Raw genomic sequence first — 25,591 nt, 5'->3', positions numbered from 1 at the left:
CACCTCGTGAAGGGGAAATAAAAAAACCGAAGAACACGCACCTCTATTTTTCCTTACCGATCATCCTGAGCACGGCATCCCCGAACTCCCGGGTACCGGCCGATCCGCCGAGATCGCGGGTACAGATTCCCTGCGCAAGCACCCGGCCAATTGCCGATTCCACGCGGCCGGCCCCCTCAGTATCACCGAGATAGTCAAGGAGCATCGCCGTGCTCCGGATCGCGGCAATCGGATTTGCAATATTTTTGCCGGCAATATCCGGCGCACTCCCGTGAACCGGTTCGAACAGGGCGTACCGGTCACCGATATTAGCGCTCGGCGCAAGACCGAGGCCGCCGACCAGGTAAGATGCAACATCGGAGAGGATATCCCCGAAGATGTTTGTTGTCACCACGACATCGTATGCGGCCGGGTGCCGGAGGATGTCCAGCGCGAGGGCATCGATAAACTTGTCATTGAAGGACACCCCCGCGGCCTTTGCCTCAGTAATACAAATGTCGCGGAAGAGGACATCGGACTTGAGCACATTCGCCTTGTGCCCGATGGTCAGATGCCCCCGGCGCTGTTGCACGAGACGGATCGCGGACCGGACAATCCGCTCGCAGCCCGTTCGGGATACCACCCGAACAGTTGTTGCCCGGTCGGGACCGATCTCCTCAATACCGGAATAAAGCCCTTCGGTGTTCTCCCGCACAATCATGATGTCAACCCCACCGCCTTTTATCGGGCGCAGGTTCGCAAAGAGATCGAGCGCCTTCCGGATGCGCAGCACAATGCTCTGGTAGTCCTTCATAGGTGGGGTGGTGATCGCACCAAACAGGATCGCATCGGCCGTCTTGAGCTCGGAAATCTCCCGGTCAGCACAGGGGCACCCCGTCCGCTCCCACACGCCGTATCCCACATCGACCGTGAAGTACTCGTACTCAGGATGGAGTGTTTCAAGGATACTCCGGGCAACCGGGATAACCTCGTGCCCAATCCCGTCACCTTCCACAACAGCAATCTTCGTCATTTCGCTCTCCAGCGTGCAACCAGTTCGTTCACCGACCGGGCAATCATTGCCGGGCTTGCACCCCAGTGGACAATCACACCGGACTTCCCGTTCCAGGTACCAATCCCCTCCCGCTCGGCCCGGCAGCACCGGGCGATGAACGGCTCCTCATTCACCTGTTCAAGGGGACAGATGTTCTCCAGCGTGAAGTTTTTTCCATAGCACTCAGTATAGAACTGCAGACCCGTGAGGCACCCCGCCACACGCTCACCTCCGTGCATTGCATCAGCATCGAGCGTCCGGCTGAATCCTGCTGCACGACAGGGATAGACCTCCGACCCAAGTTCCCGTATGTCCTGTACATGATGACAGAAGAGTACGGAAAGGTCCCCAAAGAGCCCGGCGGACTCAAGCTCCCGCAGGCTCAGGGACAGGCTCGGACGCGGCGGACTGGCATCGTATACATGGATTTTCAGCAGCCCTGACAGGTTGGGATCGAGCACAAAGGTCTTGTGTTCATCAAGGCCGGTAAAGACCGTGCACCGGTACCCGGAATCAAACGCCAGCTGGATGAGGTGTGTGCGGTCGTGCAGCTGCACTTTCTCCGGGTAACAATAAACAGTGTCTGCGGGGGCGAGCACGCTTGAGGAGATAATGTCCCTCATCATCCCCTTTCCCGTGGGATCAGGAGTTACCTCAAGCACCTCATACCCGCTGCCGGTTTCCCGAAGGAGATACCGGCTCAGGAAATAGACGCGATCACCACAAGGCCGGGTTGAGGCATGCCCCACATATTTGCAGTGCTCCGGAAAGATCATCGGTGTTTTCTCCAGTACTCCACAAGGCCGCCAGCCGCAAGGATCTCCTGCATCCGGGGAGAGAGAGGCCGGAATTTATGCCGTTTTCCTGATAGTTCCACCCAGCCCTGTGCAAGGTTGAATTTTACGGTACTGCTCTCATTGCAGGTTATATCCGCTTCAATGAGCGGCAGGCCGATATTGATCGCGTTCCGGAAAAAGATCCTGGCAAACGAAGGTGCAATGACCGCAACAACTCCTGCCTCCCGGATCGCGATCGCTGCCTGTTCCCGCGAGGATCCGCAGCCGAAATTCTTCCCGGCAACGATGACTGCTCCCTTGAGGCGGGGCGCGATGCCGGGATCAAGGTCCTCAAAAACATGGGATTCCCAGATGCTCCGGTCTTTGGTCCGCAGGTACCTCCCGGCAATCACGACATCCGTATCGATATCCTCCGGCAGGCAGACTGCATGACCTTCCTCCTGCATCACACCACCTCCGGGGCAGTGATTTCCCCTTCAAGCGCACTGGCGGCCGCTGTTGCAACGGACGAAAGATAGATCTCTCCACCAACACCCATGCGGTTCTTGAAATTCCGGTTTGCAGTCGAAAGACAGACCTCTTCTTCGCCAAGCACTCCCATGTGATAGCCAAGACAGGGGCCGCAGCCCGGGGTCCCTAGGGTGCAGCCGGCTTCCACGATGTCGGCAAGTACGCCAGTCCTGATCGCCTGGGTGAGGACCGCTGCCGATGCAGGAACCACGATAGTCCGCACGGCGACTTTGTTTCCTTTCACGATCCGGGCAAACCGTGCGAGATCGGAATATCGCCCGTTGGTGCAGGTACCGACAAAGACCTGGTTGAGGGGAAGTCCGGCAAGGTCATCAACAGGTTTGACCGTATCCACCCGGTGCGGGACAGCGACAAGTGGAACAATATCGGAGAGATCGAATTCCAGATCCTTTATATAGGCGCACTGCTCCGGGAGTTGCGGTTTTACGGTATGTCCCCGCTCCCGCAGATACCGTATCGTCACATCATCAGCGTAGAACAATCCCGCCTTTGCCCCGGCTTCCACCGAGAGATTGGCAAGGACCAGCCGCTCGTCGATGGAGAGATCCTTCGCTCCTTCTCCTACGAACTCGAGCGCCTGGTACGTGGCCCCGTCCATCCCAAGTTCCCCAACGAACGCAAGGGCTAGATCCTTTGCCTCGGATGCGCCGGTGAACCGGCCTTCGAGATGGATGCCGATCGACTCCGGGACGCGGAGCCAGGTCTCACCGGTCAGCCAGATCGCCGCCATGTCGGTTGCCCCGACGCCGGTGGCAAATGCCCCGAATGCACCGAGCGTGACACTGTGCGAGTCGGCACCGATCACGATCTCGCCGGGCAGGACAACCCCTTCGCTCATCAGCTGGTGGCAGATACCACATCCGATGTCCGAGAAGTTCATGAACGAACCCGTTGCGAACTCCCGGAGCTCGCGCTGGAGGGTCGCGGTTGTCGTATTGTTGGCCGGGGCGATATGGTCGAACATGATGGAGAATTCCGTTGCATTGGCAAGGCGGCTGGCACCCATGCATTTCCATGCCTCGAGTGCAAGGACCCCGGTACCGTCATGGGCGTACGCCCGGTCGACCTTCCGGTCGACATATTCTCCTGCCGGGGCGTTGAGGATCCGTTCTGAGAGTGTGCTCATGCGGGGGACTCCTGTGCTTTTTTGATCAGTTTCCGCAAGACTTCCGGCGTGATTTTACATTTATGCTCGGAATGGTCCTTGACCAGGTCGAGCACTTTACAGATCTGCTTTTCCGAGAGGTGGCAGCCAAGCGATGCGACAATATGCTCGAGCGCTTTTTTCCCGGTATGCTTCCCGAGGATGAAATGCCGTTCTCCCCCCACGAGATCCGGCGGGAAATACTCGTAGGTCGACGGATCTTCAAGAATGGCTGCGATGTGGATACCGCTCTCGTGCGAGAACGCAAGTTCTCCGGTGACCGGCTTGTTGCGGGGCAGCGTGATACCGGAGTACTTCTCGACCATATGCGAAAGACGGGTCAGCGTTGACAGCTTGTACCGGTCAATACCCTTCTTCATTCGCAGGGCCACGAGCAGTTCCTCCAGGGACGCGTTTCCCGCCCGTTCACCGATCCCGTTCACCGTTGTGTGGAGCTGGAACGCCCCTGCCTCGGCAGCCGTGATCGTATTTGCCACTGCACAGCCCATGTCGTTGTGGCAGTGGGCACAGAACGGCCGGTCTACAGAGGTGACGAGATCGGTCATGATGCGGTTCATCTCGGAGGGAATGAGACAGCCAACAGTATCGGCAAAACTGAGCAGGACCGCCCCGTGATCGGCAGCCCGCTGGTAGACTTCTTTCAAGAAAGCAAGGTCGGTTCGTGACGCATCCTCAGCAGCAAACCGGACCTGTACGCCGTGATCCCGGGCGAAGTCGATCATCGTTAAGGAGTCCTCAAGCACCTGCCCCCGGGATTTTTTGAATTTGAGCCGGACATGAAGTTCAGAAGTTGGGATGAAGATGCTCACCATGTCGACATTGCAGTCGATCGCTGCCTGGATATCGGGCTCCCGGGCCCGGCAGAAACCGCAGATGCGGGCATCAAGCCCGAGGTTTGCGATCGTCTTCACGCACTGTTTTTCGTTCGGGGACACCGCGGGGAAGCCGGCCTCAATGACCTCGATACCGATTTCGTCCAGCATGGTGGCAATCTCTACCTTCTCCTGACAGGAGAACGAGACGCCCGGTGTCTGTTCCCCGTCTCTCAGGGTTACATCGCAGATCTCAATATTCAACAGTTTCATGGCTGCACCCTTCCGGACAGGCCCCGTTCACGACGAGGGTCCGCGGCCTGTCCGTTACCACGAGCTCGTGTTCCAGTGTCATTACATCCTCAGCCCGGCATACCACCGGGTCCGCCCATCGCAGGTACGGGAGCAGGTCATAAGCAGGCTGTTTACCGGTCATCGCCATGCAGTCGTTCTTCATCACGATGCAGAGCAGCGGCAGCCTTTTTTCGTACACATCGATGAGGGCGTTCAGGCCGGAATGGAGGAGTGCATAATCCCCGATCAGGGAGACCTTCGTACTCCGTGCAGCAACCGCAATGCTGGCACCCATCCCATAACTGGCCACCCCGAGCTCGTACGGCGGGTTCATGCCAAGCACCGAGCACCCCGCATCGCAGATCGTGGCCGTGTTCCACTCTTTTAAGATATTCATCATGCCCTTGAACGGGCAGTCATGACAGAACGTGCGGTAGTAGCCCCGGTCCTCCATCGCTTCGGGGCGTTTCTGTGGTACCGGGGGCAGTACCCCCCGGTGGTCGCGGATAAACGTCCTGCCATATTCCCGCACGTCCCGTATGCCCGCTGCCTGTCCCGGCAGGGGATTCACGGTCACAATCCGGGTCTTCCCGGGTGCAGGACCGGCACCGGCAGGCTCACCGTTCCAGCGGTTCAGGGACGATTCCGAAGACCACGCAAACATGGTCCTGTAGAGCTCCTCCGCCGCAGTCACCCGACCGTTCATGGTCCAAGTTCGTTCCGAGAGCCGGCCTTTCCCGTCCTTCCGCTTCACGGGAGTATGCTCCACATCCGCGTCCAGCAGGGGCGGCGTGAGCCGGAGCATGGCAACACGGGAGAACTGTTCCGAGGCTCCCAGTGCCGCCTCCACGCCGGAATAACAGCTCGCGGCATCGGGTTCGATGACCGGCAGTTCCGCAAGTTCCCCGTAATACCGGGAGTCCTGTGCGGTCTGCGACCCATGTGCATCCGGGTCGTCACCGGCTACCAGCACTACGCCCCCGATTAATCCTTGTGCCGTTGCCTGCAGGAGCGGATCAGCGCAGGCATTGACGCCGACATTCTTGATGATTACCGCAGCTCTTCTGCCTTCGAGCGAATCGCCGAGTGCATATTCCAGTGCTGTCTTCTCGTTAATCACCATCTCCGCATGGACGCGGGTGCCAAGATCCGTGATCGGGAATCCAGGTACTGTGTATTGCCGGTCGGTACAGGCAAGCAGCGCCTCAGTAAGTACGTCAATGCCTTTCATTCGTCTTTCCCGGGCACGAGGTCGCAGCCTGCGCAGTTGGTACACATGGTGTGTGCCAGGCGTGGATCGAGCCCCGCTGCTGCAAGAGCCTGCCCGTGCAGCGCGAAGACCCTGTTCAATCGTTCTGCAGAGGGACGGGGTGTCCCGACAAGTTCTGCCACCGGGTTGAGGGGCCGCAGAACAGGAATCACACCATGGGAGGTCAGCTTCCTGATACAGGCTTCCATTTCGGCATCTGTCTCGCCAAGCCCGATGATGACATTGGAGAATACACGGTTCTTGCCGAAGAGTTCGACCGAGCGGTCGAGGACCTGCCAGAGCCGGTCGTAGTCCAGCCCCGGGCACATCTTCGCAAAAAGTTCCGGTGTTGAGGCCTCGAGGTTGAATTTCACCTCAGCAACCCCGAGTTCCTTCAGGCGATCCGGGGTCTTTTCAGTTGGGTAGATGGACACGCCGATGGGTAAGCTAAAGAACGCAAGGTGCTTCACCACTTCGAGGACATAGGCTTCCTCCTCTTCGAGGCTCTCCAGAACCCCGCTCGTGATCGAGATGGCATGGATCCGGTGCCTCACCGATTCAACCATTCCCATGATCTCCTCTATCGACTTGCGTCTGCCGCCAATCCTCGGCACCGAGCAGTAACGGCACCTGAAGATACAACTGCCGGTAACCGTGATGAACGCCTGATCAGGGCAGTGGAAACCTGGCTCCAGCAGCCTGCCGGAGATAAGGTTCCCGTCAAAATAGAGGTCAGCGGTTCCATTGCCCCGGTGGGCGATCTCGATGGTGCTGAGTGGATCCAGCGCGAGCTTGACGCGGTGGCTCCCCATGGCAAAGAAGATTGCACCCCTCCCCCCGGCTCCCGGCCCTGCCGCAGAACGGGCGATGAACTGCTCTGCGGGTTCGCCAGTGAGCTGGACTGACCCGGCAGCCAGCAGCCGGCTTTTCAGTTCTGTCCATTGCATAACTCAAGCGCCTCCTCGTAATTCGTATAAAAGGGGATCGAAGCAACAGCCCCGACAATCCCCCTGCCGTTCATGACAAACCGCAACCGGGGATCTCCGATGGTTTCCAGCAGGCCTGCCTCGACCTCGCCCCGCTTGACCTTCTGTCCGTACGCAAGCAGTTCCTTAGACGGGGTGAAGCCAGTATAGACCGCCATACCGGTCTTTTTGGACAATGTGTACTGTTCCAGCAACCGCTGGAACCTCCCGATGAGTCTCTCTGGATCATTCGTTGCAAACTCCGCAACAAGGCCAACGCAGTTCTTCGTCCGGTATGGTACCGGGAAGAGCTGGACAATCGTGTGCGACAAGTACACTGAACGCTCGTCCTCAACCTCCCGCGCGATGTTATGGACAAGCGTCCATGTCGCTCCCTCCTCAGGAGTGTCGGTATCATCCACCCCAATCAGCACCCTTTGCATCCGGGGGAGCCAGATGGTGGCACCGGCCACTTTTCCCCCGCCGGCCGGATCGCTTTTACTCCGCAGGACACCCGCAGCATCCGATCGGCAGGCAGCTGCACCAACGCCTCCGCCACCCATCCCGATATACGTGATGGCAATCTCCGAGCCTTCGATCGTGCAGGCAGAGATGCCGGCCGCGAAACGCGAGCCTTCCAGTGCGAGATCGACCGTGCCGGTTTTGAGGGAGTACCGCATGGTGGATCCTACGCAGCGGACATCCTGAACAATCGGGCTTTGGGCATAGTGGCACTTCGACCACATAGCACCACCGACACAGTCAAAGAACTCGATGAGTTCCACCTTCCTTCCGGAGTCATCGGCAACCGCAACGATCCGCGGGTAGTGGATCACGTACGGTTCAGAGATGTTCTCCATAGAGTCCCGCCGCCTCGATACCCCGGTTGCCCCAGAGCACGGCACCCAGTGCTCCGATCCTTCCCTTCCTTCCATTGTTGTCAATGAACACGATGCCAAGCGCCTTTGCCGTATCCTCCGCTTGGGCAAGAGTCATGATCTCTGTCTTTACCGCCGCGAATGCAGGTGAGTCTGATGGAAAACCAATACCCCGGTGGTATGCAATCCCCGTATCTTTTGAAAAGGTATTATTTTCAACAAAAGTCCGGATGAAATCCAGAAGCCTGTCGATCGCGTCAGGTCTGGCAGCAAAGTTCAGCGCTGAACCGACGCAGTTCGTGGTCTTGTGGGGTACCGCCGGGTTGAGCTGGACAAGGCGCATGTTCAGGGATTCCACGCCATCGATGCGGCATGCTTCTGCGCATTTCAGTGCCATCACCCATGTCGCACCCTCCGTCTTCGTGTCAGTGTCATCGATGCCGATGCAGACCTTCTCGTACTGGGGCGAGACGATCCTGACCCGGTTGGTACGTGCCCCGCCTACTTTGAGATCATCCTCCGTAGGGTACTCTGCCCGGATCACACCGGGAGCCTGGGGGAGACACGCGGCAATACCGACACCGGCCCCGGCGATACCTACCCACGTAGTGATCACTTCATCTCCGGTGACTTTCACCGATTCCAGGGCCTGCCCCCCGATATCCCCGGATGCGGCACCGAAATTGATGGGATATGTGCCAAGCTTCGCGTTGATCACCATCGCTGTTCCTTCAACAGCACAGCCGGTCACAGCACCACCGGCCCTGCGACGGTTCATTGCATCCCACTCAATCGTTCCCCGTGCCCGGCACTGCTCGATAATTTCTGCTTGGCCGCTGCATTCGTCTACCATCACCAGGAATTTCTGCGAGAAAAGCGGACCGAACCGCTTCTTTGCATCGTCGGGTGTGAGCGTGATCATATTATCGCCGAAAATTTCGTTAACAAAAGAATCGGCAATAACCCTATATATAGAGATCGATCTTTACCAGAATGCTAAAGAAAAAAGATCTGAGAATTATATGGTGTTCAGAGAACTTTGTGGAGTTCGATCTTGTACGGTCCGAGCGTGCCGCCAAAGTTGCCGGCCGAAATGAACTTGACTCCGGGCACCATTGCCGCTGCCTTGACACCGGCTCCCATTGCAGCTGCAACGGATTTCTCATCAACTCCATCAATAACAATCTCGTAGACTGCCTTGATACCTGCGGGGATTTTGCTGTCCGGGACTTTCTCGCGGAGCGTCGGGCAGTACTTCTCGTTTGTCGAGGCAACCATGAACTTGTACTTCAGGCTGCCAACCTTTGAACCGCTCGCCACAATGCCACCGGGGAAGCTGGTGATGGTTCCGGGAACGAGATCGATTGCCCCGATTGCTGCCTCGGCACCCATGAGGGCCGCCATCTGGTTCTCGCCCATGATGAAGAAGTTTCCGCCCGCGACACCCTTGACGATGCCGAACTCTTCCTCACCGACATACTCGCCGTTCATGATCGGGATGACCCAGCATTTGCGGCCGCCAACTTCCTTCTGGTACTCGTAGCCGTCACCGAAGAAGTGGAGCTTGACGGGAATCTTTTCTTCTGCAGTGGTGATGCCGTTGAAGACAGCCGTTGTCGGTGCAGTCAGGACACATTCCGCAAGGCGCTCGACAACCTGTTCTTTCAGCTTCTTCTTGCTTGCACAGATCAGGATAGCGACACCGGGTCGTCCGTCGGGAGTCTCGCTTGCCGGGACATAGCCCTCAATGCCTGCCTCGCAAGGGCAGCCGATAGCCGATGTGGCAAAGCCTGTTGCTTCGGTTGCTGCTTTCTTTGCCCATTCCTTCGTAACCGCAGTGATGATGATACGGCAGACCCATGTCGGGAATGCCTCTGCGTATGTATTGTCAATAGTAACGCCGTTGATTTCCATAGAATGACCTCCGGTACCACAAAGGTACCATGATAGTGGTTGAATAAATTTTCTAATTTGATTTCCCTCCATGACGGGAATTTGTGAGCGCAGGAAAAAAACGAAGAAAAACGAAGAAAAGTACAATAGATCATGTTAACCATAGGGATTTTTACGTTAACCTCCAAATGGCGTATTTAAACTAAAATAATAAAAACCTCTATAAAACGAGTGTACGAACCCGACCAATTTCAGAACATTTATCTATCATCTTCTACCACTTTTTGTTAGTCGATTTTTAGAATCGATCATAGCTGGTGCGTGAAAAGAAAAATGGCATTTGCAGTGCACATAAACATGGAACATTGTACTGGCTGTAATAATTGTGTGGTTGCTTGTCCTGTTGACGCATTAGAGCTTCATATTGTAGATCCAGTATCAACGGAAAAAATCTACATTATCAGGGACGGAAAATCCGTTGTCCTTGATTTCAGAGAGGAGCTCTGTGCCGGATGCGGCGTATGTGTCCAGGCGTGCCCATACGGTGTTATCAGACTTGCAGGCCTCTGGGAATCAAGATCAGTGGCAAATGTGCAATAAGAAACAGCGTGAGGGTTAATTCATGGCATTGTTTCCAAAGTTTTCCAAAAAGAAGGATGGTGTTAACGTTGTGATGGAGCAGAAGCTCCTTCAGAGCGTCAATAACCTCATACTCAATGCAGAGACCTGCACGGGGTGCGGCATATGTGTTGACGCATGTCCTGAGGAGGCAATTGTCCTCGGACTGGTCGGTGCATCGAGGCGAGGCGCGATCAATTACGCTGCCCCGATCGATGTGGACGAGACCAAGTGTTCATATTGTGGCGTCTGCGTCATCATGTGCCCGTTCAATGCATTGACATTGAAGGTGGATGGACAGGAGAGACTCCCGATCATCGAGAAGGAAGGGTTCCCGCAATATGACATGAAAGCGGAAATCGATGACGAGAAATGCGTCCGGTGTACCATCTGTGAAGAGGTATGCCCGAGGGATGCAATCGATCGCAATATCCCCGCGTATGAAGGAACCTACAAGGGACCGGTCGCAGGGGCAAAGGATCGCCAGACCGCGATCAAGACCAAGACGACCTTTACCGTGGACAAGGAAAAGTGTTCGCTCTGTGGCCTGTGCGGTGCCCTCTGCCCGGCACTCGTGGTGAAACACAAGGAGTTCACCGCAGAAACCGGCAAGGTCGAAGGCGAAGTGATCTGGGACGAGACCAAGTGTGATGCCTGCAAGATATGCGTTGAGGCATGCCCCGAAGAGTGCATTACCGTTGAGCGCGAGATCGTTTCCGATAAGGTCGACGGCAAGGTCAGCATCGTCCAGGACAACTGCTGCACCTGCCGGTGGTGCGCGAAGAACTGCCCGACCGAGGCAATCACTGTGGAGAAGATTTTTGAAGGCGATATCGAGTTCCATGCCGAGAAATGTCCCGGCGGCTGTTCGACCTGTGCAGATATCTGCCCGGCGAATGCGATTTACCTGCCAACCCCGATCCCCGCAGCAGACATGAAGCTGGACAGCAGGGAGGCGACCATCGCCGTCAACAAGGACTACTGCATCCTGTGCGGCGCCTGTGTCAATGCCTGCCCCGGTGAGGATATCATTGTCCTGCAGAGGACCGGTATCCGCGTGAAGGGTAAGGAGACCGACCTGTTCAACAAGATCAAGGCGAAGCTTTTCGAGAAGAGAACCTCGGAAGTGAAAGAGGCAATTACCGGCCAGGTCAACCTTAAAATGATGGAGAAGGCGTGATTACCATGGCACGAACAAAAGGTTACCCTGAAGCGCTGGAAAAGAAACTCCACGAGCAGAGATACTTCCGCGAGGACTCAAACCCCGAATTCACCGCGAAGGTGAAGGCTATCTCCCGTACCATCCCCCATATGTGCTACCAGTGCGGTACCTGCACCGGCTCCTGCCCGTCAGCACCCCGCAGCACCTACCGTATCCGCAAGTTCATGAGAAGAGTGGTGCTCGGACTCGAGAACGAGGCGCTGACAGATCCGGACCTCTGGCTCTGCACCACCTGTTACAGCTGCTCTGACCGGTGCCCGCGGGACATCATCCCCACGGATGTCATCATGTCCATGAGGAACCTCGCATTCAAGCGGGATATCATCCCCGTCAACTTTCTCAAGACCGTTACGGCAATCTATGCCTCAGGCCACGGTGTCCCGAACAACGATGTCAACCGTGCAGCCCGGGAGAAACTCGGCCTGACCCGCGACCCGCCGACCACCCACATGTATCCGGAATATCTGCCCGCCATCAGGAAGATCATTGACCACTACAATCTCAAGGCCAATGCAGACCGGATCATCAAGGAGAAGGAGGGCTGACCATGGCTGAATCAGAAGCAAAACACAAGTTTGCATTCTATCTCGGATGCATCGCCCCCAACCGGTATCCCGGTGTCGAATCCGCCTCCATCAAGGCGATGAAGAAACTCGGCGTAGAACTGGTTCCCCTCAAGGGCGCAAGCTGCTGCCCCGCACCCGGCGCGTTCGGTTCGATCGACCTCAGTGTCTTCTATGCAATGGCAGCCCGGAATCTCGTGCTCGCCGAGCAGATGAAGATGGACATTGCCCTTGTCTGCAATGGCTGTTACAAGTCGATCTGGGAGGTCAACCACAAGCTCAAGCACAACAAGGATCTCCGTGATGCCGTCAATGAAGTGCTCAAGGAAGTCGACATGGAGTACAAGGGTACCATCAACGTGTACCATACTGCCGAGCTCCTTTACAACGACAAGTTCATCGGCGTTGACAAGGTTCGCGACAGCGTCACAAACCCCCTGACCGGTGCCCGCATTGCAGTCCATTACGGCTGCCACCTGACCAAACCCCATAAGGACCGTGAGTTTGAGAAGGAAGTCATGCTCAACACCGAGCACCCGACCTGGATGGAAGAACTCGTCGCTGCCCTTGGTGCAACACCGGTGGAATACCGCAACAAGATGCAGTGCTGCGGTGCCGGTGGCGGTGTCCGCGGGTACGATATTGTGCATTCACTGGACATAACGAACGAAAAACTGATCAACCTCAAGGAAGAGAAGGTGGATGCACTCACCGATATCTGCCCGTTCTGTCAGCTCCAGTTCGACCGCGGCCAGATCGAGATTAAGGAGAAATTCGGCGTCTCGTACGGATTACCCGTGCTCCACTTCGCCGAGCTTCTTGGACTGGCACAGGGAATGAGTCCGCAGGACCTCGGGCTGGATCTCCATGGGATCAGCTGCGAGCCCTTCCTGCAGAAGGTCCTGTGAGGTGGTAAACATGGCAGAAAAGAAGAAGACAACCACCAAGAAGACCGAGTCCAAGAAACAGGACACTAAGAAGGTAGTTCCCGTGAAACAGGAAGTCAAGAAGCTGGCAGCTGCTCCGGCAAAGGCTGCAGCAGCACCTGCAGCAACACCCAAGGCGACACCGGCAGCTGCTCCGGCACAGGCAGCAGTTGGAAGCACAACTCAGCAGGAAGCACGTATCGGTGTGTTCATCTGCCACTGCGGTACCAACATTGCCGGGTCAATGGATATCCCGGCCGTGCAGGAATATGCAAAAACCCTCCCGAATGTGGCCTATGTTGACAACTACAAGTATATGTGCTCGATGCCCGGGCAGGCTGTGATTCAGAAGGCAGTCAAGGAGAACCACCTAACCGGTGTCGTTGTTTCTGCATGTTCACCACGCCTTCACGAACCAACGTTCAGGACGGCAACCAAGGAAGCCGGCCTGAACCCGTTCCGGTTCGAGATGGCAAACATCCGTGAGCAAAACTCGTGGGTGCACATGCACGACCGCGAAGGTTCAACCGAGAAGGCAAAGGATGCGATCAGGATAGCAGTAGCAAAAGCTGCACTCCTCCAGGACCTCTTCCCGAAGACCGTGCCGGTGGAAAAAGCGGCAATGGTCGTCGGAGCGGGGGTTGCCGGCATGCAGGCAGCCCTTGACCTTGCAGCAGCAGGGATCAAGACCTACCTTGTCGAAGCCGATACCAGTATTGGCGGACGCATGTCCCAGCTCGACAAGACCTTCCCGACCCTCGACTGTTCGCAGTGTATCTTAACACCCAAGATGGTGGACGTGGGAAGGGCCCAGCTGATCGAGCTGATGACCTGGTCCGAGGTCCATGAAGTGGAAGGGTACATCGGCAACTTCGATGTCACCATCCGCAAGAAGGCACGCGGTGTCATCTCCATGGCAGAGGGTGAAGCACGTGGCATTGTCGGTGGCGGCTGCAATGGCTGCGGTGACTGCGAAACAATCTGCCCGGTTGTCAAGCCCAATGAGTTCGAAGTCGGCATGAAGCCGAGAAAGGCGATCTACATCAACCACCCGCAGGTCGTTCCCCTTCTCTACACCATCGACTTCAACTCATGTGTCAAGTGCGGCCTCTGCGTCACCTCCTGTGGTGAGAAGAAAGCAATCGACCTCGAGGCCAAGGACGAGTTCATCAAGGTCAAAGTTGGAACAGTCATCCTCGCAACCGGCTTCGATATCTTCCCCATCGAGAAGAAAGAGGAGTGGGGCTACAAGCGGTACGAGAACGTCATCACGAGCCTCGAATTCGAGCGACTCATCTGCGCCTCCGGCCCGACCGGCGGAAACCTTATCCGTCCGAGCGACGGCAAGACCCCGAAGCGCGTGGCATTCGTGCTCTGTGCAGGATCCCGTGACAACACCGGAATCGGCAAACCCTACTGCTCGCGGTTCTGCTGCATGTATTCACTGAAACATTGCCACCAGATCATCGAGAAGGTCCCCGGATGCATTCCCTACATCTTCTACATGGATATCCGTTCCTTTGGGAAGATGTACGAAGAGTTCTACTACCGTATCCAGGACGAGGGCGCGAAGTTCATCCGGGGCCGTGTTGCCAACATCCTCGAGGATAAGGCAACAAAGAACCTGCATGTCTACGCTGACGACACCCTCCTCGACCGCCCGATCGACATGGAAGTCGATCTCGTCGTGCTCGCAGCAGCAGTCCAGCCCAAGGACGATACCAACAGGACCCGCAAGCTCTTTGGTGTTTCCTGTTCGAGCGATGGATGGCTTCTCGAAGCCCACCCGAAGCTGAACCCGTGCGGAACCACTACAGCCGGTGTCTTCCTTGCCGGTGTCTGCCAGGGCCCGAAGGATATTCCCGACACAGTAGCATCAGCAGAAGGCGCAGCGTCGGCAGCGAGTATCCCGATCCACAAGGGAGAGGTCGAACTCGAGCCGTACTTCGCCACCTGTATTGAGGAGAGGTGCGCAGGCTGCGGCATGTGCGTCAACCTCTGCCCCTACAGTGCACTGGCACTCGTTGAAAAGAACGGGCGCACAGTCATGGAGGTTACCGAAGCCAAGTGCAAGGGCTGCGGTACCTGCGGCGGCTTCTGCCCCGGCGGAGCGATCTGGATGAACCACTTCGCAACCCCGCAGATCGTGGCACAGATCAATGCATTCCTGCTCGGAGGTGAGCAGTAATGTCAGCACCCGGAAATTTCCCTATCCCCAAGCGCGGGCCCGGTATCTGGGAGCCCAAGATCATCGGTCTTCTCTGCAACTGGTGTTCCTATGCCGGTGCCGACCTTGCAGGTGGCGGCCGTATCCAGTATCCACCCGATGTCAGGGTAGTCCGTGTCATGTGTACCGGACGCCTTGACGCACTGTTTGTCCTGAAGGCATTCGCTGACGGAGCCGACGGTGTCCTCGTCTCGGGTTGTCACTTCGGTGACTGTCACTATCTCGAGGGCAACTTCAAGGCAGCAAAACGCATGTTCATGGTCAAGCGCCTGATGAAGAGCATCGGCCTTGACGACCGCCGCTTCAGGATGACCTTCGTATCGGCATCCGAAGGCGCGAAGTGGGGCGCAGTCATCACTGACGTGGTCAAGACTATCAACGAACTTGGCCCCAGCCCCATCAAGGAATTCAATAAATAACGCACTGCAAATCCATGGGTTGAAAGGAACCCCCTCAACGCATCGGGACTCGGTTCCCAACCCCACATTTTTTATACACAGCGCATACAATAATCAGAAATTTTATGTGTTACATAACAATCCGTAACACTATTTTCTGTTTGTTTAATACTGCGTAAAAAAATGAAACGAGAAATTTATGTTGTATTTGAACATTGCTTCATTTTTCGTTTTGATTCTTCGTCGAATATAAAAATCCGTTCTGATATAAAATAGGAACGCTTATATGGCGAAATTAAGAATCATTCAATGTCCCATCTTAGGGGACGTGCAATAGCGACTTTCAGACACTACCAGTACCCTGATAGGGTACTCTCTCTCTCAGTGACAGTACTGTACCGCGGTTAAATGAAAATTTGGAGGAATTAACATGAAGCAGAAAGATACAATCGACCTTTACGACGATGAGGGTAAGCTCTTAAAGAGCAATGTCAATATTGACAAGATCAGCCCGCTGGTCAACAAGGGTGCATTGAATGTCATCGACCTCACCAAGAGGACAGTGGCAGTCAACCTCGCCGGTATCGAGGAAGCATTAAAGACCGGAAAAATGGGCGGCAAGTCGAACCAGATCCTCGGCCGCAGCATGAGCTGCAGCTGTGTCAAGGACTGCGACGCACTTTCAGCCAAGATCAAGGAGATGGTCCAGGTTACCGACGGTGACAACACCAAGATCACCAAGGTCGGCGGCGGCAAGATGATCCTCGTCGAAGTCCCGAGTGCACGTCTGGACGCAGCAGCAACCTACGATGCGGCATCAACCGCCGTTGCAGCAGCGACCACCTATGCACTGGTTGACCAGTATAAGGTCGGCATGATGGACGGTTCCTATGTCAAGAGTGCAGTCTGGGGGACCTACCCGCAGACCATGAGCATGGATGGCGGCAACATCGTCACGATCATGTCCATCCCGCAGAACAACGAAGGTCTCGGCTACGCACTGAGGAACATCCCAGCAAACCATGCGGCAATGATGACCCACCGGAATGCAATGCAGGGTGCAGCACTCTGTTCGACCTTTGAACAGGCCGGCGAGTTCGAGATGGGCATGGCAATCGGCCCGTTCGAGCGTGCCCAGCTCCTGCTCTATGCATACCAGGGACTCAATGCAAACAACCTCGTTTACGACCTTGTGAAGGCAAACGGCAAGACCGGTACCATCGGTACTGTCGTGCAGAGCCTTGTCGAAAAGGCCATTGAGGACAAGGTCATCAAGGCAGGCAAGAAGGGCAAGAGCGGCTACATCTTCTACGAGACCAAGGACCCGATGCTCTGGAACGCCTACGCATCAGCAGGTACCCTTGCAGCAACCATGGTCAACTGTGGTGCTGGCCGTTTCGCACAGGCAGTCTCCGCAACCCTGCTCTACTTCAACGATCTGCTCGAACACGAGACCGGCCTCCCAGGCTCCGACTTCGGTCGTACTATGGGTGTCGCAGTCGGGTTCTCGTTCTTCAGCCACTCGATCTACGGTGGCGGCGGCCCCGGCGGGTTCAACGGTAACCACGTCGTGACCAGGCACGCAGCCGGTGTCGGTATGCCCTGTATCGTTGCAGCCTGCTGTCTTGATGCAGGTACCCAGATGTTCGGCCCCGAACAGACCTCGAAGATCTACCAGGACACCTTCGGACAGCTCGACGCATTCAGGAAGCCGATCCAGGCAGTTGCAAAGGGTATTTAAACCCCCCAAAGGATACAAATGACCGAAGCCACGTTCCCCCAGTGCAGGATTGTCACCGAGCGGTTGCTCAACCCCGAGACGACGGAGCACCTGCTGAACAAAGTTGTCAGTGTCACAGGAGTACGACGGATGGTCCTGAACGGACCCCGCCTTCCCGCAACAGTTACCTACGGACCCGCCAAAGGCATGGCCAATCCTCATGTTATGAGGCAGACAATCCATGTCGGGGACCAGGAACTGGAACTGCAGGTTCATGTAGGCACTGTCGTGCTCGAACTCGAGAGCCGTGATGTGATCCCCGCACTGAAGACCGCGATCGAACCAGTGTTCACGAACTTTACCTTCCGTATCCAAGAAGGCAGGTTCATGAAGACTGAGCCGTCTCTTGTCGATTACTGCAAGTACGGCCAGGACGCGGACAAAGAAATGCTCGGACTGACCGATCCAAACAGCAAGTCCAAGCCGATAATTCTCCAGGGAATTAAATAATGCCGATTGGACGAGTAACCCAGGTTGTAGACTGCCGCGAGGCGATGGGCATGGGTAAAGGAGGCGGTCTAGCCCAAAGGGGCACCATCTCCGAATGCCGGTACCCGGATGTGATCGTGGTCGGGATGTCTCCCGGACGCCGCCACGTGACCAAGCCGGTGTGCGATATCACCTCAGGCCTGCGACAACAGGGCGTCGAATACAGCATCAGTACGCTGGTGCTGAATGCCGGAAGTGGCGTACCGCCGGACGCACCGAAAATAGGCGGTGGCGTTCTCGGCGCACATTTTGGGTTATCCGACAAAGAGATCGCGCAGATCGAAAAACACAAAGTTGCCATCCTTCACCACGGGAACGTACGTTCCCATGTGGTGCACAAGGTGAGGTTTATTCTAACAGCCTGTGATGTGAAGGCAGTTGTTGTTTCCCAGTCCCCTGTTGATTACGAGGATCTCGCAAAAGAGGGAGTGAAGACTGCGATGGTAATGCCGCCCGCTGACAAGATCCGTACGAAAGGTACGGTGATGGCCATTGTGAGCGGCGTGACCCGGGGTCAGACCCCCACGCGAGAGAAGATGGCAGAAGTCATTTCGTCAGTGATGAGAATTGTGAAAAAGAAGGAATCATTGGAGTGATAAAACAATGGCATATAAACCCCAGTATGGTCCCGGCCAGACTCAGATCGCCGAGAACAGGCGCAAGCAGATGAACCCGGACCACAAGCTGGCAAAGCTTCGGGATATCTCCGACAAGGACATTGTCCTCGTTATGGGACACCGTGCACCAGGCTCAGCCTACAAGAGTGCACACCCGCCGCTCGCCGAGCAGCAGGAACCCGCGTGCCCGATCCGCAAGCTCGTAACCCCGACCGACGGCGCAAAGGCCGGCGACCGCATCCGCTACATCCAGTTCACCGACTCGATGTACAATGCTCCCTGCCAGCCCTACCAGAGAAGCTACCTCGAGTCCTACCGCTTCCGCGGCATTGACCCGGGTACCCTCTCAGGCCGCCAGATCGTCGAGTGCCGCGAACGCGACCTCGAGAAATATGCAAAGGAACTCGTCAGCACCGAGGTCTTTGACGCAGCACTCACCGGTATCCGGGGCTGCACGGTGCACGGGCACTCGCTCCGTCTCGATGAGAACGGGATGATGTTCGACATGCTCCAGCGCTTTGTCCTCGACAAGAAGGCCGGCGTTGTGAAGTATGTCAAGGACCAGGTCGGCGTACCGCTCGACACCGAAGTCAAAGTCGGTAAGCCGATGGATACAAAGTGGCTCAAGGCAAACACCACCATGTTCCACTCCGTAGCAGGGACCGGGTTCCGCGAAGACGCCGAATACGTTGAGTATATCACGCGCATCCACGAGCTCAGGGTTAAATACGGCTTCATGCCAAAGGAGGCGTAATCATGGCAAAAGCAGCAAAAATCGAAAGGACGCAGAAGCTCTTCCTGAAGGCAATGAAGGAGAAGTTTAGTGCAGACCCGCAGGCAATGAACACCGTCTACCTGCGCAAGGGTCTTGAGCAGTCCCCGAGAAAAGTCGAGTTCATGAAGGCCGGTAAGAAGGCCGAGATGGAACGCGGCATTTCCATGTACGACCCCAAGCGCTGCCACTGCGGCGGTATCCCGCTCGGCCAGCGCCAGCTGACAAGCTACGAAGTCAGCACCACAGGAGTCTTTGTAGAGGGCGATGACCTGCACTTTGTCAACAACGCTGCGATGCAGCAGATGTGGGACGACATCCGCCGGACGATCATCGTCGGCCTCGACCTCGCCCACGGCACGCTCCAGAAGCGTCTCGGCAAGGAAGTCACCCCTGAAACCATCAACGAGTACCTCCACGTGCTGAACCACGCGATGCCCGGTGCAGCCGTTGTTCAGGAACACATGGTTGAGACCCACCCGGGACTCGTGGACGACTGTTACGTCAAGGTCTTCACGGGCGACGACGAGATGGCAGATGACCTCGAGCCCCAGTTCGTGCTCGACCTCGACAAGCTCTTCCCGGCCAAGATGGCAGCACAGCTGAAGGCAGCAGTCGGCAAGTCGCTGTGGCAGGCAGTGCATATCCCCACGACCGTCAGCAGGACCTGCGATGGCGGAACCACCTCCCGGTGGTCTGCAATGCAGATCGGTATGTCCTTCATCGGAGCGTACAAGATGTGCGCAGGCGAAGCAGCAGTCGCTGACCTCGCATTCGCAGCAAAGCACGCTGGTGTCATCCAGATGGCAGATATCCTGCCCGCCCGCCGTGCACGTGGCCCGAACGAGCCAGGTGGCATCAAGTTCGGACACTTCTGCGATATGATCCAGTCAGACCGCAAGTACCCCAACGACCCGATCAGGTCATCCCTTGAGATCGTTGCCGCAGGCACGATGCTCTTCGACCAGATCTGGCTCGGATCCTACATGAGCGGTGGTGTCGGGTTCACCCAGTATGCAACCGCTGCATATACCGACAATATCCTTGATGACTACACCAGCTACGGTGTGGATTACATCAAGAAGAAACACGGTGGCATCGGCAAGGCAAAGTGCACCCAGGAAGTCATCAGCGACATCGCAACCGAGGTCAACCTCTACGGTATGGAGCAGTATGAGGAGTACCCGACTGCACTCGAGAGCCACTTCGGCGGATCCCAGCGTGCATCCGTCCTTGCCGCAGCATCAGGTATCTCCGTCGGACTCGCAACCGCGAATTCCAACGCCGGCCTGAACGGCTGGTACTTGTCCATGCTCATGCACAAGGAAGGCTGGTCACGTCTCGGCTTCTTCGGCTACGACCTGCAGGACCAGTGCGGTTCCGCAAACTGTATGTCCATCCGCCCAGACGAGGGATTACTCGGCGAACTCCGTGGACCGAACTACCCCAACTATGCAATGAACGTCGGTCACCAGGGAGAGTACGCCGCAATCGCAGGCTCCGCCCACATTGCACGCGGAGATGCGTGGACCCTGTCCCCACTGATGAAGATCACGTTTGCAGACCCGTCGCTGAAGTTCGACTTCTCCGAAGTCCGCCGCGAGTTCGCAAAGGGTGCAATCCGCGAGTTCATGCCCGCCGGCGAGCGCTCACTGATCATCCCAGCAAGGTAAGCACAAGTCCCCATAAAAAAATTTTTTTCTTTTTTCCGGTTGTTTCATACCCATTCAATAACAGCCCAGTTTTTTGTTGAGAGCCCACGCTCCCTCCTTTTCGTAATCCTCTTACCCTCACAGGAGAAATCCAAGTACATGAAAAATCCCTTCCACGTGATGCTCATCCCGACGCTGGGATGTCCCTCAAAGTGCAAGTACTGCTGGAGTTCGGAGGAAGGGTCACCGGTCATGAGCACCGATACGGTCAAAGACGTGGTCGCGTGGCTGAAGAAATTCCGGAGTGACCGGGTCACGTTCACATTCCACGGAGGCGAGCCGCTCCTTGCCGGCGCGGAATTTTACCGGCAGGCACTGCCCCTGCTCGCGGATGAACTGAAGGAACTCACTCCCGATTTCGCGATGCAGACGAACCTCTGGCGGATGACGCCGGAGATTGCAGAGGTTCTGGCGAAGTACCACGTCCCTCTCGGGTCGAGCATCGACGGCCCGGAGGATATCACCGATTCCCAGCGGGGTGACGGGTACTTTGGAAAGTGCATGAAGGGCTACGAGATCGCCAAAGCTCACGGTCTCATGGTACGGTTTATTTGCACCTTCACGAACAAATCGGTGAAGCGCCGGGAGGAGATCTTCAGGTTCTTCAAAGAGAGGGGGTTCGTCTTAAAACTCCACCCGGCCCTGCCGTCGCTCCGCTCGGAGAACCCGAAGGAATGGGCGTTGGACCCGGCGGATTACGGGGACCTGCTCGTTTTCCTGCTCGACAAGTCGCTTGAGAACCTCGGCACCATGGAAGTGATGAACATCAACGACCTCTGCCGGTGCGTCTTCACCCGCCGGGGGAGTGTCTGCACGTTCGTCAACTGCATGGGCAACACGTTTGCCATCGGCCCTGACGGCAGTATCTATCCCTGTTACCGGTTCGTGGGGATGCCGGAGTGGGTGATGGGCCACGTGCGGGACCGTCCGACGCTGGAGCACCTCATGCAGTCCGATCCCGGCCGTCGCATGACGGCATTCTCCGAATATGTGGACCTGACCTGCAAGGACTGTTCGCATATCAAGTACTGCCGGGGCGGCTGCCCCTACAACGCGATCGCTCCCTCGGGCGGATCGCTCGATGGCGTGGATCCCCACTGTGTGGCCTACACGCGGATCTTCGACGAGCTCAACGAGCGGCTGAACAAGGAGATGTTCGAGGAGCCGATGCCGGGGATGAGCGTTGGGATGCCTTCGCCCCGTAAGCCGAAAAAGCCAGGCGTGATGGCACTGATGCGGTCGGTTGTTGGAAGATAAAAGACCGGATTCCTGGCATTAAAAAGGGGGAAGTCAGCACCCGACCCCCTCCCCCCCTTTGCATTTCAAATCGTTCAGACCCCCCCCTCCATGGGGGGTGGGGGGGTTACCGTCATACCCCCCCACCGTTTGGATTTTAAAACGCGGATACCCTTCCCATGCAGAGCCGGAAATGTTCCGGCCGCGGGGGGTTACCCGGAATTTTTCGAATCATGGAGTTACGTCGGGAGATGCCGTTGGAAAGGTGGTTGGGGCCGATGATGAGGAGGAGGGGTGTATTCAGGAGACCCCCCTCAGGATTTTAAAGTGGGGAGGGGGGTCCCTGGCCACTGAGGGCGGGGGAGCTACCTTCCCTCTTTTGGGATGTACAAATATGTACGTTGTCCAGCGAGAGGGGGTAGAATAGGGTTGGGGGGGGCATGGCTGGGTGGGGGAGAATGGGTGTACCCCCCATAAGTGGAAGGATTTTGAGCGGGATGTGGTTCCGCAGCACAGCCTGATAAAACAGGAGAACAACCGCAGGATAGAGATTCCCTCTGATTATATCCCTTTAAACAAACCCGATTGATCCCAACACAACTAAATTTTCATTAACGCAAATCCACATGAGTGAATAACCCGGAATCAGCGCCAGATTTTTAATCCGCGCGTTTTATACTCTGATTTCGTCGAAATAAATTCGAAACCTTTTAATCAAGATCACGCCAATTTTACACTAACCACAAAGAGTTTTTACTCGATGTGCGTGGCATTGCATTTTGAATACTCTCGTGCATTCGCACGCAGGGAGGAGGCTAAATGGAACAAATTGTATTTGGCATTGGAATTACTGCATTGACAGGAGCTCTTGCCACTGTAGCCGGTGCTGCGGAAGATACTGAATCCAACATCGGGTCCCAGGGTGACCCGAACTCACAGGTTCAGCTCGCACCGCAGATGGGTTTCCTGCACCGCATCTTCAACAAGGCGGTCGCAGGCGAACCCCCCGCATACGGTCTCTGGTGTTGTCTGGGCGCAGGTCTCGCATGGGCCTTTATGGCAATGCAGTTCAACGCGGTTCTTGCTATCGTTCTTGGTTCTGTACTCGCAACCTTTGTACAGGGCGTTTATGCAACGACCGCATACGTGGGCAGGACCGCGAGCCTGTCCAAGTTCGGGCAGCCGGTCTACGTGGACATATTGAAGTCCATGACGACGGTTACCATGGCACATGCCTTCATTGCAATCTTTGCAACCGTGGCACTCTGTCAGCTGATCAACGGAGCACTGGGACACCCGTTCCCGCTACCGCTGCTCGGCCTGATCTGGGGTATTGCTCTCGGTGCAGCAGGATCTGCAACAGGCAACCCATACTACGGTAAGGAACGCCAGTACCAGAACCAGAAGTTCGGTGCAGGTGTCCCGATCTCCGCGTCCGGTAACATCGTCCGTTATGCCGAAGCAGGCGAGCGCAACTCCCTTGACAACGGATGGTTTACCACGAAGATCGGCGGTTCCGCAGCCGGTGTCTGTTTTGGTCTGATTGTATTCCTTGAACTCTGGCGTACTGTCCTCTTCGACAAGGTCAGCGCAGGGTGGGGTGCAATCGTCGTCGGTGTCCTCATGATCCTCGTCTTCACAGTCGTTGACCGGTATATCGAGGTCTGGGCACGGAAGAACTACGGACCCTACACTGAAGCAAAGGAGGTGTCCTCATGACCGCAGTAGCAGCAAAACCACAGGCAGGCTCAGCAATGAACCCGACCGCAATGGCGGTGGGTGTAGTCCTGCTCCTTATCATCCTTGCAATCTGCTGGTATGTTTCGCCGGGCATCGGATTCATGGCGCTCATCGCAGTCATCATCGGTGGTGTCCTGATCGGGTTCGGAACCCACTTTGTACCCGTCGGTGGTGCTCCCGCAGCAATGGGACAGGCACCCGGTATTGCGACCGGTGTCGCGATGCTTGCAGCCGGCGCAGGTCTTGCCGGTCTCTTCGGAGGCGCATGGGCAGCAGCAGCCGGACAGGATACCATTGTAGTTATCGTTTCCGGCGGAGTCGGCGGCGGCCTGATGATGGCGATCACCTGTATGATGGTGAACTTCGTCTATGTCTTTGGCATGGGCATTCCTTCAGCATCAGGCAAGGTTGCAAAGGACCCGATCACCGGGGATACCCAGGCGGAATTCAAATCCCAGGGAACTGAAGGTCACGGCCTTCCCTTCGTCTCATTCGTTGGGGGCGTAATTGGCGGTTTTCTGGGAGGCGCTGGGGGTACGCTCATTTACTTAGCGCTCCTCAAGCTCTACAAGGCAACGCTCCCGTCAGTCATGGGTGTCACGGCAGCACAGGTAATGCCAATTGCGATCTCTGCAGCCGGAATATTTGCGGTGGGATTATTCCTCGTGAATGCGGTGCTCACTGCCTACAATATCACGGGAACCATCGAAGGTCCCCACGACCCGAAATTCAAGCGCTGGCCACGGGCGATCGTTGCATCCGCCGTGGCATCTGCTCTTTGCGGTCTTGTGGCGGTCCTGATCGTTGCATGGTGAGGTGTTGAAGATGACAGTAAAAATTGAAGTAATTGAAGGGGGCATCCCGCACAATAAGATCCTGATCGCGGGCCTCGTGAGCACCCTCGTGTGTCTCTACCTTACGTACCTCAATGTGCTCACCAGCACCCAGATGTTCTCATTCTTTGGAGGTCTTGCAGTGATCACTGCATTGATCTGGGGGAGCCACACCATCAAGGTGCTCTGCAGTTACGGTATCGGTACCGGTGTGCCCTCAGCAGGTATGATCGCATTCGGCTCGGGAGTTATGGCGATGCTGTTTGCCACCAAATTCGGCATCTATGCGCCGATCGTGGCAGCAGTTCTTGCAGCCGTCATCGGTTTCATCCTCGGGTACGTTGCAAACAATATCCTGAACATGAAGATCCCGGCCATGGTGCAGGCGCTGACCGAGATGGCAGTTGTCGGTGCACTGACCCTTATGGGCTTTGCAGCACTCATCACGGGAGGATTCACCTTTGCAGGCCTGACAACAGGAAGTGTAACCGCCCAGGGCATGACCCTGTTGACCCACCAGCAGTCATTCCTCGGTGGATGTCTTATTGCAGTCGCATTCCTGCTTGGAGCAATCGCAATCCAGCACCCGTTCAACGCGTGCCTCGGACCTGGCTGGAAACAGGACCGGATGCTCATGCTCACTGCAGAGTGCGGGTTCCTCTCCATGCTCGTTGCAGCCATCATGTCCTTTGCCCTGATCAGCATGGGATCAGCACTCATCTCGCTGGTTATCGCCATCATTGGTTGGGCATACACCTACTGCCAGTACATGGAACTGTCGAAGCGCGACGCAGCAGCATGGCTCGATGCAAAACCGATTCCTGAAGTGGAGGGACACTGA

The 25,591-nt window shown here is 56.3% G+C and carries 25 protein-coding genes; 15 read left to right on the top strand and 10 right to left on the bottom strand.

Annotation, left to right across the window (positions count from 1 at the left end; genetic code table 11):
• Positions 1 to 43: 43 nt before the first annotated feature.
• The 10 genes from ABSG49_RS03565 to fhcD all read right to left on the bottom strand — a co-directional run bounded on the left by ABSG49_RS03565 (position 44) and on the right by fhcD (position 9,638).
• Positions 44 to 1,012 carry an isocitrate/isopropylmalate dehydrogenase family protein gene (locus ABSG49_RS03565; protein ID WP_424024730.1) on the bottom strand — a complete coding sequence of 323 codons (969 nt, stop codon included), beginning with the start codon at positions 1,010 to 1,012 and terminating at the stop codon, positions 44 to 46.
• Positions 1,009 to 1,809: a DUF7714 family protein gene (locus ABSG49_RS03560; RefSeq protein ID WP_424024729.1), complete on the bottom strand. Its 801-nt coding sequence runs from the start codon at positions 1,807 to 1,809 to the stop codon at positions 1,009 to 1,011. The genes ABSG49_RS03565 and ABSG49_RS03560 overlap by 4 nt, the downstream gene beginning before the upstream one ends.
• The gene (locus tag ABSG49_RS03555) at positions 1,806 to 2,276 is read right to left on the bottom strand and encodes a LeuD/DmdB family oxidoreductase small subunit (protein WP_424024728.1); all 471 of its coding nucleotides are present in this window, start codon (positions 2,274 to 2,276) and stop codon (positions 1,806 to 1,808) included. The genes ABSG49_RS03560 and ABSG49_RS03555 overlap by 4 nt, the downstream gene beginning before the upstream one ends.
• Complete coding sequence (locus ABSG49_RS03550) at positions 2,276 to 3,487, bottom strand: aconitase/3-isopropylmalate dehydratase large subunit family protein (protein ID WP_424024727.1); 1,212 nt, start codon at positions 3,485 to 3,487, stop codon at positions 2,276 to 2,278. The genes ABSG49_RS03555 and ABSG49_RS03550 overlap by 1 nt, the downstream gene beginning before the upstream one ends.
• Positions 3,484 to 4,611 carry a homocitrate synthase family protein gene (locus ABSG49_RS03545; protein ID WP_424024726.1) on the bottom strand — a complete coding sequence of 376 codons (1,128 nt, stop codon included), beginning with the start codon at positions 4,609 to 4,611 and terminating at the stop codon, positions 3,484 to 3,486. The genes ABSG49_RS03550 and ABSG49_RS03545 overlap by 4 nt, the downstream gene beginning before the upstream one ends.
• On the bottom strand, positions 4,592 to 5,863 hold the full coding sequence (locus ABSG49_RS03540) for a thiamine pyrophosphate-dependent enzyme (RefSeq protein WP_424024725.1): 1,272 nt from the start codon (positions 5,861 to 5,863) through the stop codon (positions 4,592 to 4,594). The genes ABSG49_RS03545 and ABSG49_RS03540 overlap by 20 nt, the downstream gene beginning before the upstream one ends.
• Entirely contained in the window at positions 5,860 to 6,828 is a 969-nt protein-coding gene (locus ABSG49_RS03535; protein ID WP_424024724.1) for a radical SAM protein, read from the bottom strand. Before ABSG49_RS03535 ends, ABSG49_RS03540 begins: the two co-directional genes overlap by 4 nt.
• Complete coding sequence (gene mmp11 / locus ABSG49_RS03530) at positions 6,810 to 7,706, bottom strand: methanogenesis marker protein 11 (RefSeq protein ID WP_424024723.1); 897 nt, start codon at positions 7,704 to 7,706, stop codon at positions 6,810 to 6,812. Before mmp11 ends, ABSG49_RS03535 begins: the two co-directional genes overlap by 19 nt.
• Positions 7,690 to 8,646 (bottom strand): tRNA(Ile2) 2-agmatinylcytidine synthetase, encoded by a 957-nt coding sequence (locus ABSG49_RS03525; protein ID WP_424024722.1) that lies wholly within the window; start codon positions 8,644 to 8,646, stop codon positions 7,690 to 7,692. The genes mmp11 and ABSG49_RS03525 overlap by 17 nt, the downstream gene beginning before the upstream one ends.
• A 107-nt stretch (positions 8,647 to 8,753) precedes the next feature.
• A complete protein-coding gene (gene fhcD, locus ABSG49_RS03520) occupies positions 8,754 to 9,638 on the bottom strand; it encodes a formylmethanofuran--tetrahydromethanopterin N-formyltransferase (protein WP_424024721.1) in 885 nt (294 codons plus the stop codon).
• Positions 9,639 to 9,950: 312 nt separating this feature from the next.
• Here fhcD and ABSG49_RS03515 point away from each other — a divergent pair, with 312 nt between their 5' ends.
• The 15 genes from ABSG49_RS03515 to mtrC all read left to right on the top strand — a co-directional run bounded on the left by ABSG49_RS03515 (position 9,951) and on the right by mtrC (position 25,591).
• Entirely contained in the window at positions 9,951 to 10,217 is a 267-nt protein-coding gene (locus ABSG49_RS03515; RefSeq protein ID WP_424024720.1) for a 4Fe-4S binding protein, read from the top strand.
• 22 nt (positions 10,218 to 10,239) lie between these two features.
• Positions 10,240 to 11,415 carry a 4Fe-4S binding protein gene (locus ABSG49_RS03510; RefSeq protein WP_424024719.1) on the top strand — a complete coding sequence of 392 codons (1,176 nt, stop codon included), beginning with the start codon at positions 10,240 to 10,242 and terminating at the stop codon, positions 11,413 to 11,415.
• A gap of 5 nt (positions 11,416 to 11,420) precedes the next feature.
• Positions 11,421 to 12,002, top strand: a complete 582-nt coding sequence (gene hdrC, locus ABSG49_RS03505; protein WP_424024718.1) for a CoB--CoM heterodisulfide reductase subunit C — start codon at positions 11,421 to 11,423, stop codon at positions 12,000 to 12,002.
• A gap of 2 nt (positions 12,003 to 12,004) precedes the next feature.
• Positions 12,005 to 12,928 carry a CoB--CoM heterodisulfide reductase subunit B gene (gene hdrB, locus ABSG49_RS03500; protein ID WP_424024717.1) on the top strand — a complete coding sequence of 308 codons (924 nt, stop codon included), beginning with the start codon at positions 12,005 to 12,007 and terminating at the stop codon, positions 12,926 to 12,928.
• Positions 12,929 to 12,938: 10 nt separating this feature from the next.
• A complete protein-coding gene (locus tag ABSG49_RS03495) occupies positions 12,939 to 15,134 on the top strand; it encodes a 4Fe-4S dicluster domain-containing protein (RefSeq protein ID WP_424024716.1) in 2,196 nt (731 codons plus the stop codon).
• The gene (locus ABSG49_RS03490; RefSeq protein ID WP_424024715.1) at positions 15,134 to 15,592 is read left to right on the top strand and encodes a hydrogenase iron-sulfur subunit; all 459 of its coding nucleotides are present in this window, start codon (positions 15,134 to 15,136) and stop codon (positions 15,590 to 15,592) included. Before ABSG49_RS03495 ends, ABSG49_RS03490 begins: the two co-directional genes overlap by 1 nt.
• Positions 15,593 to 16,001: 409 nt before the next feature.
• Positions 16,002 to 17,312 (top strand): coenzyme-B sulfoethylthiotransferase subunit beta, encoded by a 1,311-nt coding sequence (gene mcrB, locus ABSG49_RS03485; protein WP_424024714.1) that lies wholly within the window; start codon positions 16,002 to 16,004, stop codon positions 17,310 to 17,312.
• A gap of 18 nt (positions 17,313 to 17,330) precedes the next feature.
• A complete protein-coding gene (gene mcrD / locus ABSG49_RS03480; RefSeq protein ID WP_424024713.1) occupies positions 17,331 to 17,801 on the top strand; it encodes a methyl-coenzyme M reductase operon protein D in 471 nt (156 codons plus the stop codon).
• Positions 17,801 to 18,436 (top strand): methyl-coenzyme M reductase I operon protein C, encoded by a 636-nt coding sequence (mcrC, locus tag ABSG49_RS03475; RefSeq protein ID WP_424024712.1) that lies wholly within the window; start codon positions 17,801 to 17,803, stop codon positions 18,434 to 18,436. The genes mcrD and mcrC overlap by 1 nt, the downstream gene beginning before the upstream one ends.
• Before the next feature lie 7 nt (positions 18,437 to 18,443).
• A complete protein-coding gene (gene mcrG, locus ABSG49_RS03470; protein WP_424024711.1) occupies positions 18,444 to 19,211 on the top strand; it encodes a coenzyme-B sulfoethylthiotransferase subunit gamma in 768 nt (255 codons plus the stop codon).
• Positions 19,212 to 19,213: 2 nt separating this feature from the next.
• Positions 19,214 to 20,902 carry a coenzyme-B sulfoethylthiotransferase subunit alpha gene (gene mcrA, locus ABSG49_RS03465; RefSeq protein ID WP_424024710.1) on the top strand — a complete coding sequence of 563 codons (1,689 nt, stop codon included), beginning with the start codon at positions 19,214 to 19,216 and terminating at the stop codon, positions 20,900 to 20,902.
• A gap of 138 nt (positions 20,903 to 21,040) precedes the next feature.
• Entirely contained in the window at positions 21,041 to 22,198 is a 1,158-nt protein-coding gene (locus ABSG49_RS03460) for a TIGR04083 family peptide-modifying radical SAM enzyme (RefSeq protein WP_424024709.1), read from the top strand.
• A gap of 798 nt (positions 22,199 to 22,996) precedes the next feature.
• Entirely contained in the window at positions 22,997 to 23,896 is a 900-nt protein-coding gene (gene mtrE, locus ABSG49_RS03455) for a tetrahydromethanopterin S-methyltransferase subunit E (protein WP_424024708.1), read from the top strand.
• Positions 23,893 to 24,732, top strand: coding sequence for a tetrahydromethanopterin S-methyltransferase subunit D (gene mtrD, locus ABSG49_RS03450; RefSeq protein ID WP_424024707.1), 840 nt, complete (start codon positions 23,893 to 23,895; stop codon positions 24,730 to 24,732). Before mtrE ends, mtrD begins: the two co-directional genes overlap by 4 nt.
• Positions 24,733 to 24,742: 10 nt before the next feature.
• Positions 24,743 to 25,591: a tetrahydromethanopterin S-methyltransferase subunit MtrC gene (gene mtrC / locus ABSG49_RS03445; RefSeq protein WP_424024706.1), complete on the top strand. Its 849-nt coding sequence runs from the start codon at positions 24,743 to 24,745 to the stop codon at positions 25,589 to 25,591.

It is taken from the genome of Methanoregula sp., assembly GCF_049510175.1.
Taxonomy (GTDB): Archaea; Halobacteriota; Methanomicrobia; order Methanomicrobiales; family Methanospirillaceae; genus Methanoregula.
Note: the sequence above shows the minus strand (reverse complement) of the source record. Positions and strands in the feature narration are given on the sequence as shown.

Bases quoted from the DNA above. Each gene is read 5' to 3' on its own strand.
- ABSG49_RS03565 (WP_424024730.1), bottom strand. From the start codon at position 1,012: ATGACGAAGATTGCTGTTGTGGAAGGTGACGGGATTGGGCACGAGGTT.
- ABSG49_RS03560 (WP_424024729.1), bottom strand. From the start codon at position 1,809: ATGATCTTTCCGGAGCACTGCAAATATGTGGGGCATGCCTCAACCCGG.
- ABSG49_RS03555 (WP_424024728.1), bottom strand. From the start codon at position 2,276: ATGCAGGAGGAAGGTCATGCAGTCTGCCTGCCGGAGGATATCGATACG.
- ABSG49_RS03550 (WP_424024727.1), bottom strand. From the start codon at position 3,487: ATGAGCACACTCTCAGAACGGATCCTCAACGCCCCGGCAGGAGAATAT.
- ABSG49_RS03545 (WP_424024726.1), bottom strand. From the start codon at position 4,611: ATGAAACTGTTGAATATTGAGATCTGCGATGTAACCCTGAGAGACGGG.
- ABSG49_RS03540 (WP_424024725.1), bottom strand. From the start codon at position 5,863: ATGAAAGGCATTGACGTACTTACTGAGGCGCTGCTTGCCTGTACCGAC.
- ABSG49_RS03535 (WP_424024724.1), bottom strand. From the start codon at position 6,828: ATGCAATGGACAGAACTGAAAAGCCGGCTGCTGGCTGCCGGGTCAGTC.
- mmp11 (WP_424024723.1), bottom strand. From the start codon at position 7,706: ATGGAGAACATCTCTGAACCGTACGTGATCCACTACCCGCGGATCGTT.
- ABSG49_RS03525 (WP_424024722.1), bottom strand. From the start codon at position 8,646: ATGATCACGCTCACACCCGACGATGCAAAGAAGCGGTTCGGTCCGCTT.
- fhcD (WP_424024721.1), bottom strand. From the start codon at position 9,638: ATGGAAATCAACGGCGTTACTATTGACAATACATACGCAGAGGCATTC.
- ABSG49_RS03515 (WP_424024720.1), top strand. From the start codon at position 9,951: ATGGCATTTGCAGTGCACATAAACATGGAACATTGTACTGGCTGTAAT.
- ABSG49_RS03510 (WP_424024719.1), top strand. From the start codon at position 10,240: ATGGCATTGTTTCCAAAGTTTTCCAAAAAGAAGGATGGTGTTAACGTT.
- hdrC (WP_424024718.1), top strand. From the start codon at position 11,421: ATGGCACGAACAAAAGGTTACCCTGAAGCGCTGGAAAAGAAACTCCAC.
- hdrB (WP_424024717.1), top strand. From the start codon at position 12,005: ATGGCTGAATCAGAAGCAAAACACAAGTTTGCATTCTATCTCGGATGC.
- ABSG49_RS03495 (WP_424024716.1), top strand. From the start codon at position 12,939: ATGGCAGAAAAGAAGAAGACAACCACCAAGAAGACCGAGTCCAAGAAA.
- ABSG49_RS03490 (WP_424024715.1), top strand. From the start codon at position 15,134: ATGTCAGCACCCGGAAATTTCCCTATCCCCAAGCGCGGGCCCGGTATC.
- mcrB (WP_424024714.1), top strand. From the start codon at position 16,002: ATGAAGCAGAAAGATACAATCGACCTTTACGACGATGAGGGTAAGCTC.
- mcrD (WP_424024713.1), top strand. From the start codon at position 17,331: ATGACCGAAGCCACGTTCCCCCAGTGCAGGATTGTCACCGAGCGGTTG.
- mcrC (WP_424024712.1), top strand. From the start codon at position 17,801: ATGCCGATTGGACGAGTAACCCAGGTTGTAGACTGCCGCGAGGCGATG.
- mcrG (WP_424024711.1), top strand. From the start codon at position 18,444: ATGGCATATAAACCCCAGTATGGTCCCGGCCAGACTCAGATCGCCGAG.
- mcrA (WP_424024710.1), top strand. From the start codon at position 19,214: ATGGCAAAAGCAGCAAAAATCGAAAGGACGCAGAAGCTCTTCCTGAAG.
- ABSG49_RS03460 (WP_424024709.1), top strand. From the start codon at position 21,041: ATGAAAAATCCCTTCCACGTGATGCTCATCCCGACGCTGGGATGTCCC.
- mtrE (WP_424024708.1), top strand. From the start codon at position 22,997: ATGGAACAAATTGTATTTGGCATTGGAATTACTGCATTGACAGGAGCT.
- mtrD (WP_424024707.1), top strand. From the start codon at position 23,893: ATGACCGCAGTAGCAGCAAAACCACAGGCAGGCTCAGCAATGAACCCG.
- mtrC (WP_424024706.1), top strand. From the start codon at position 24,743: ATGACAGTAAAAATTGAAGTAATTGAAGGGGGCATCCCGCACAATAAG.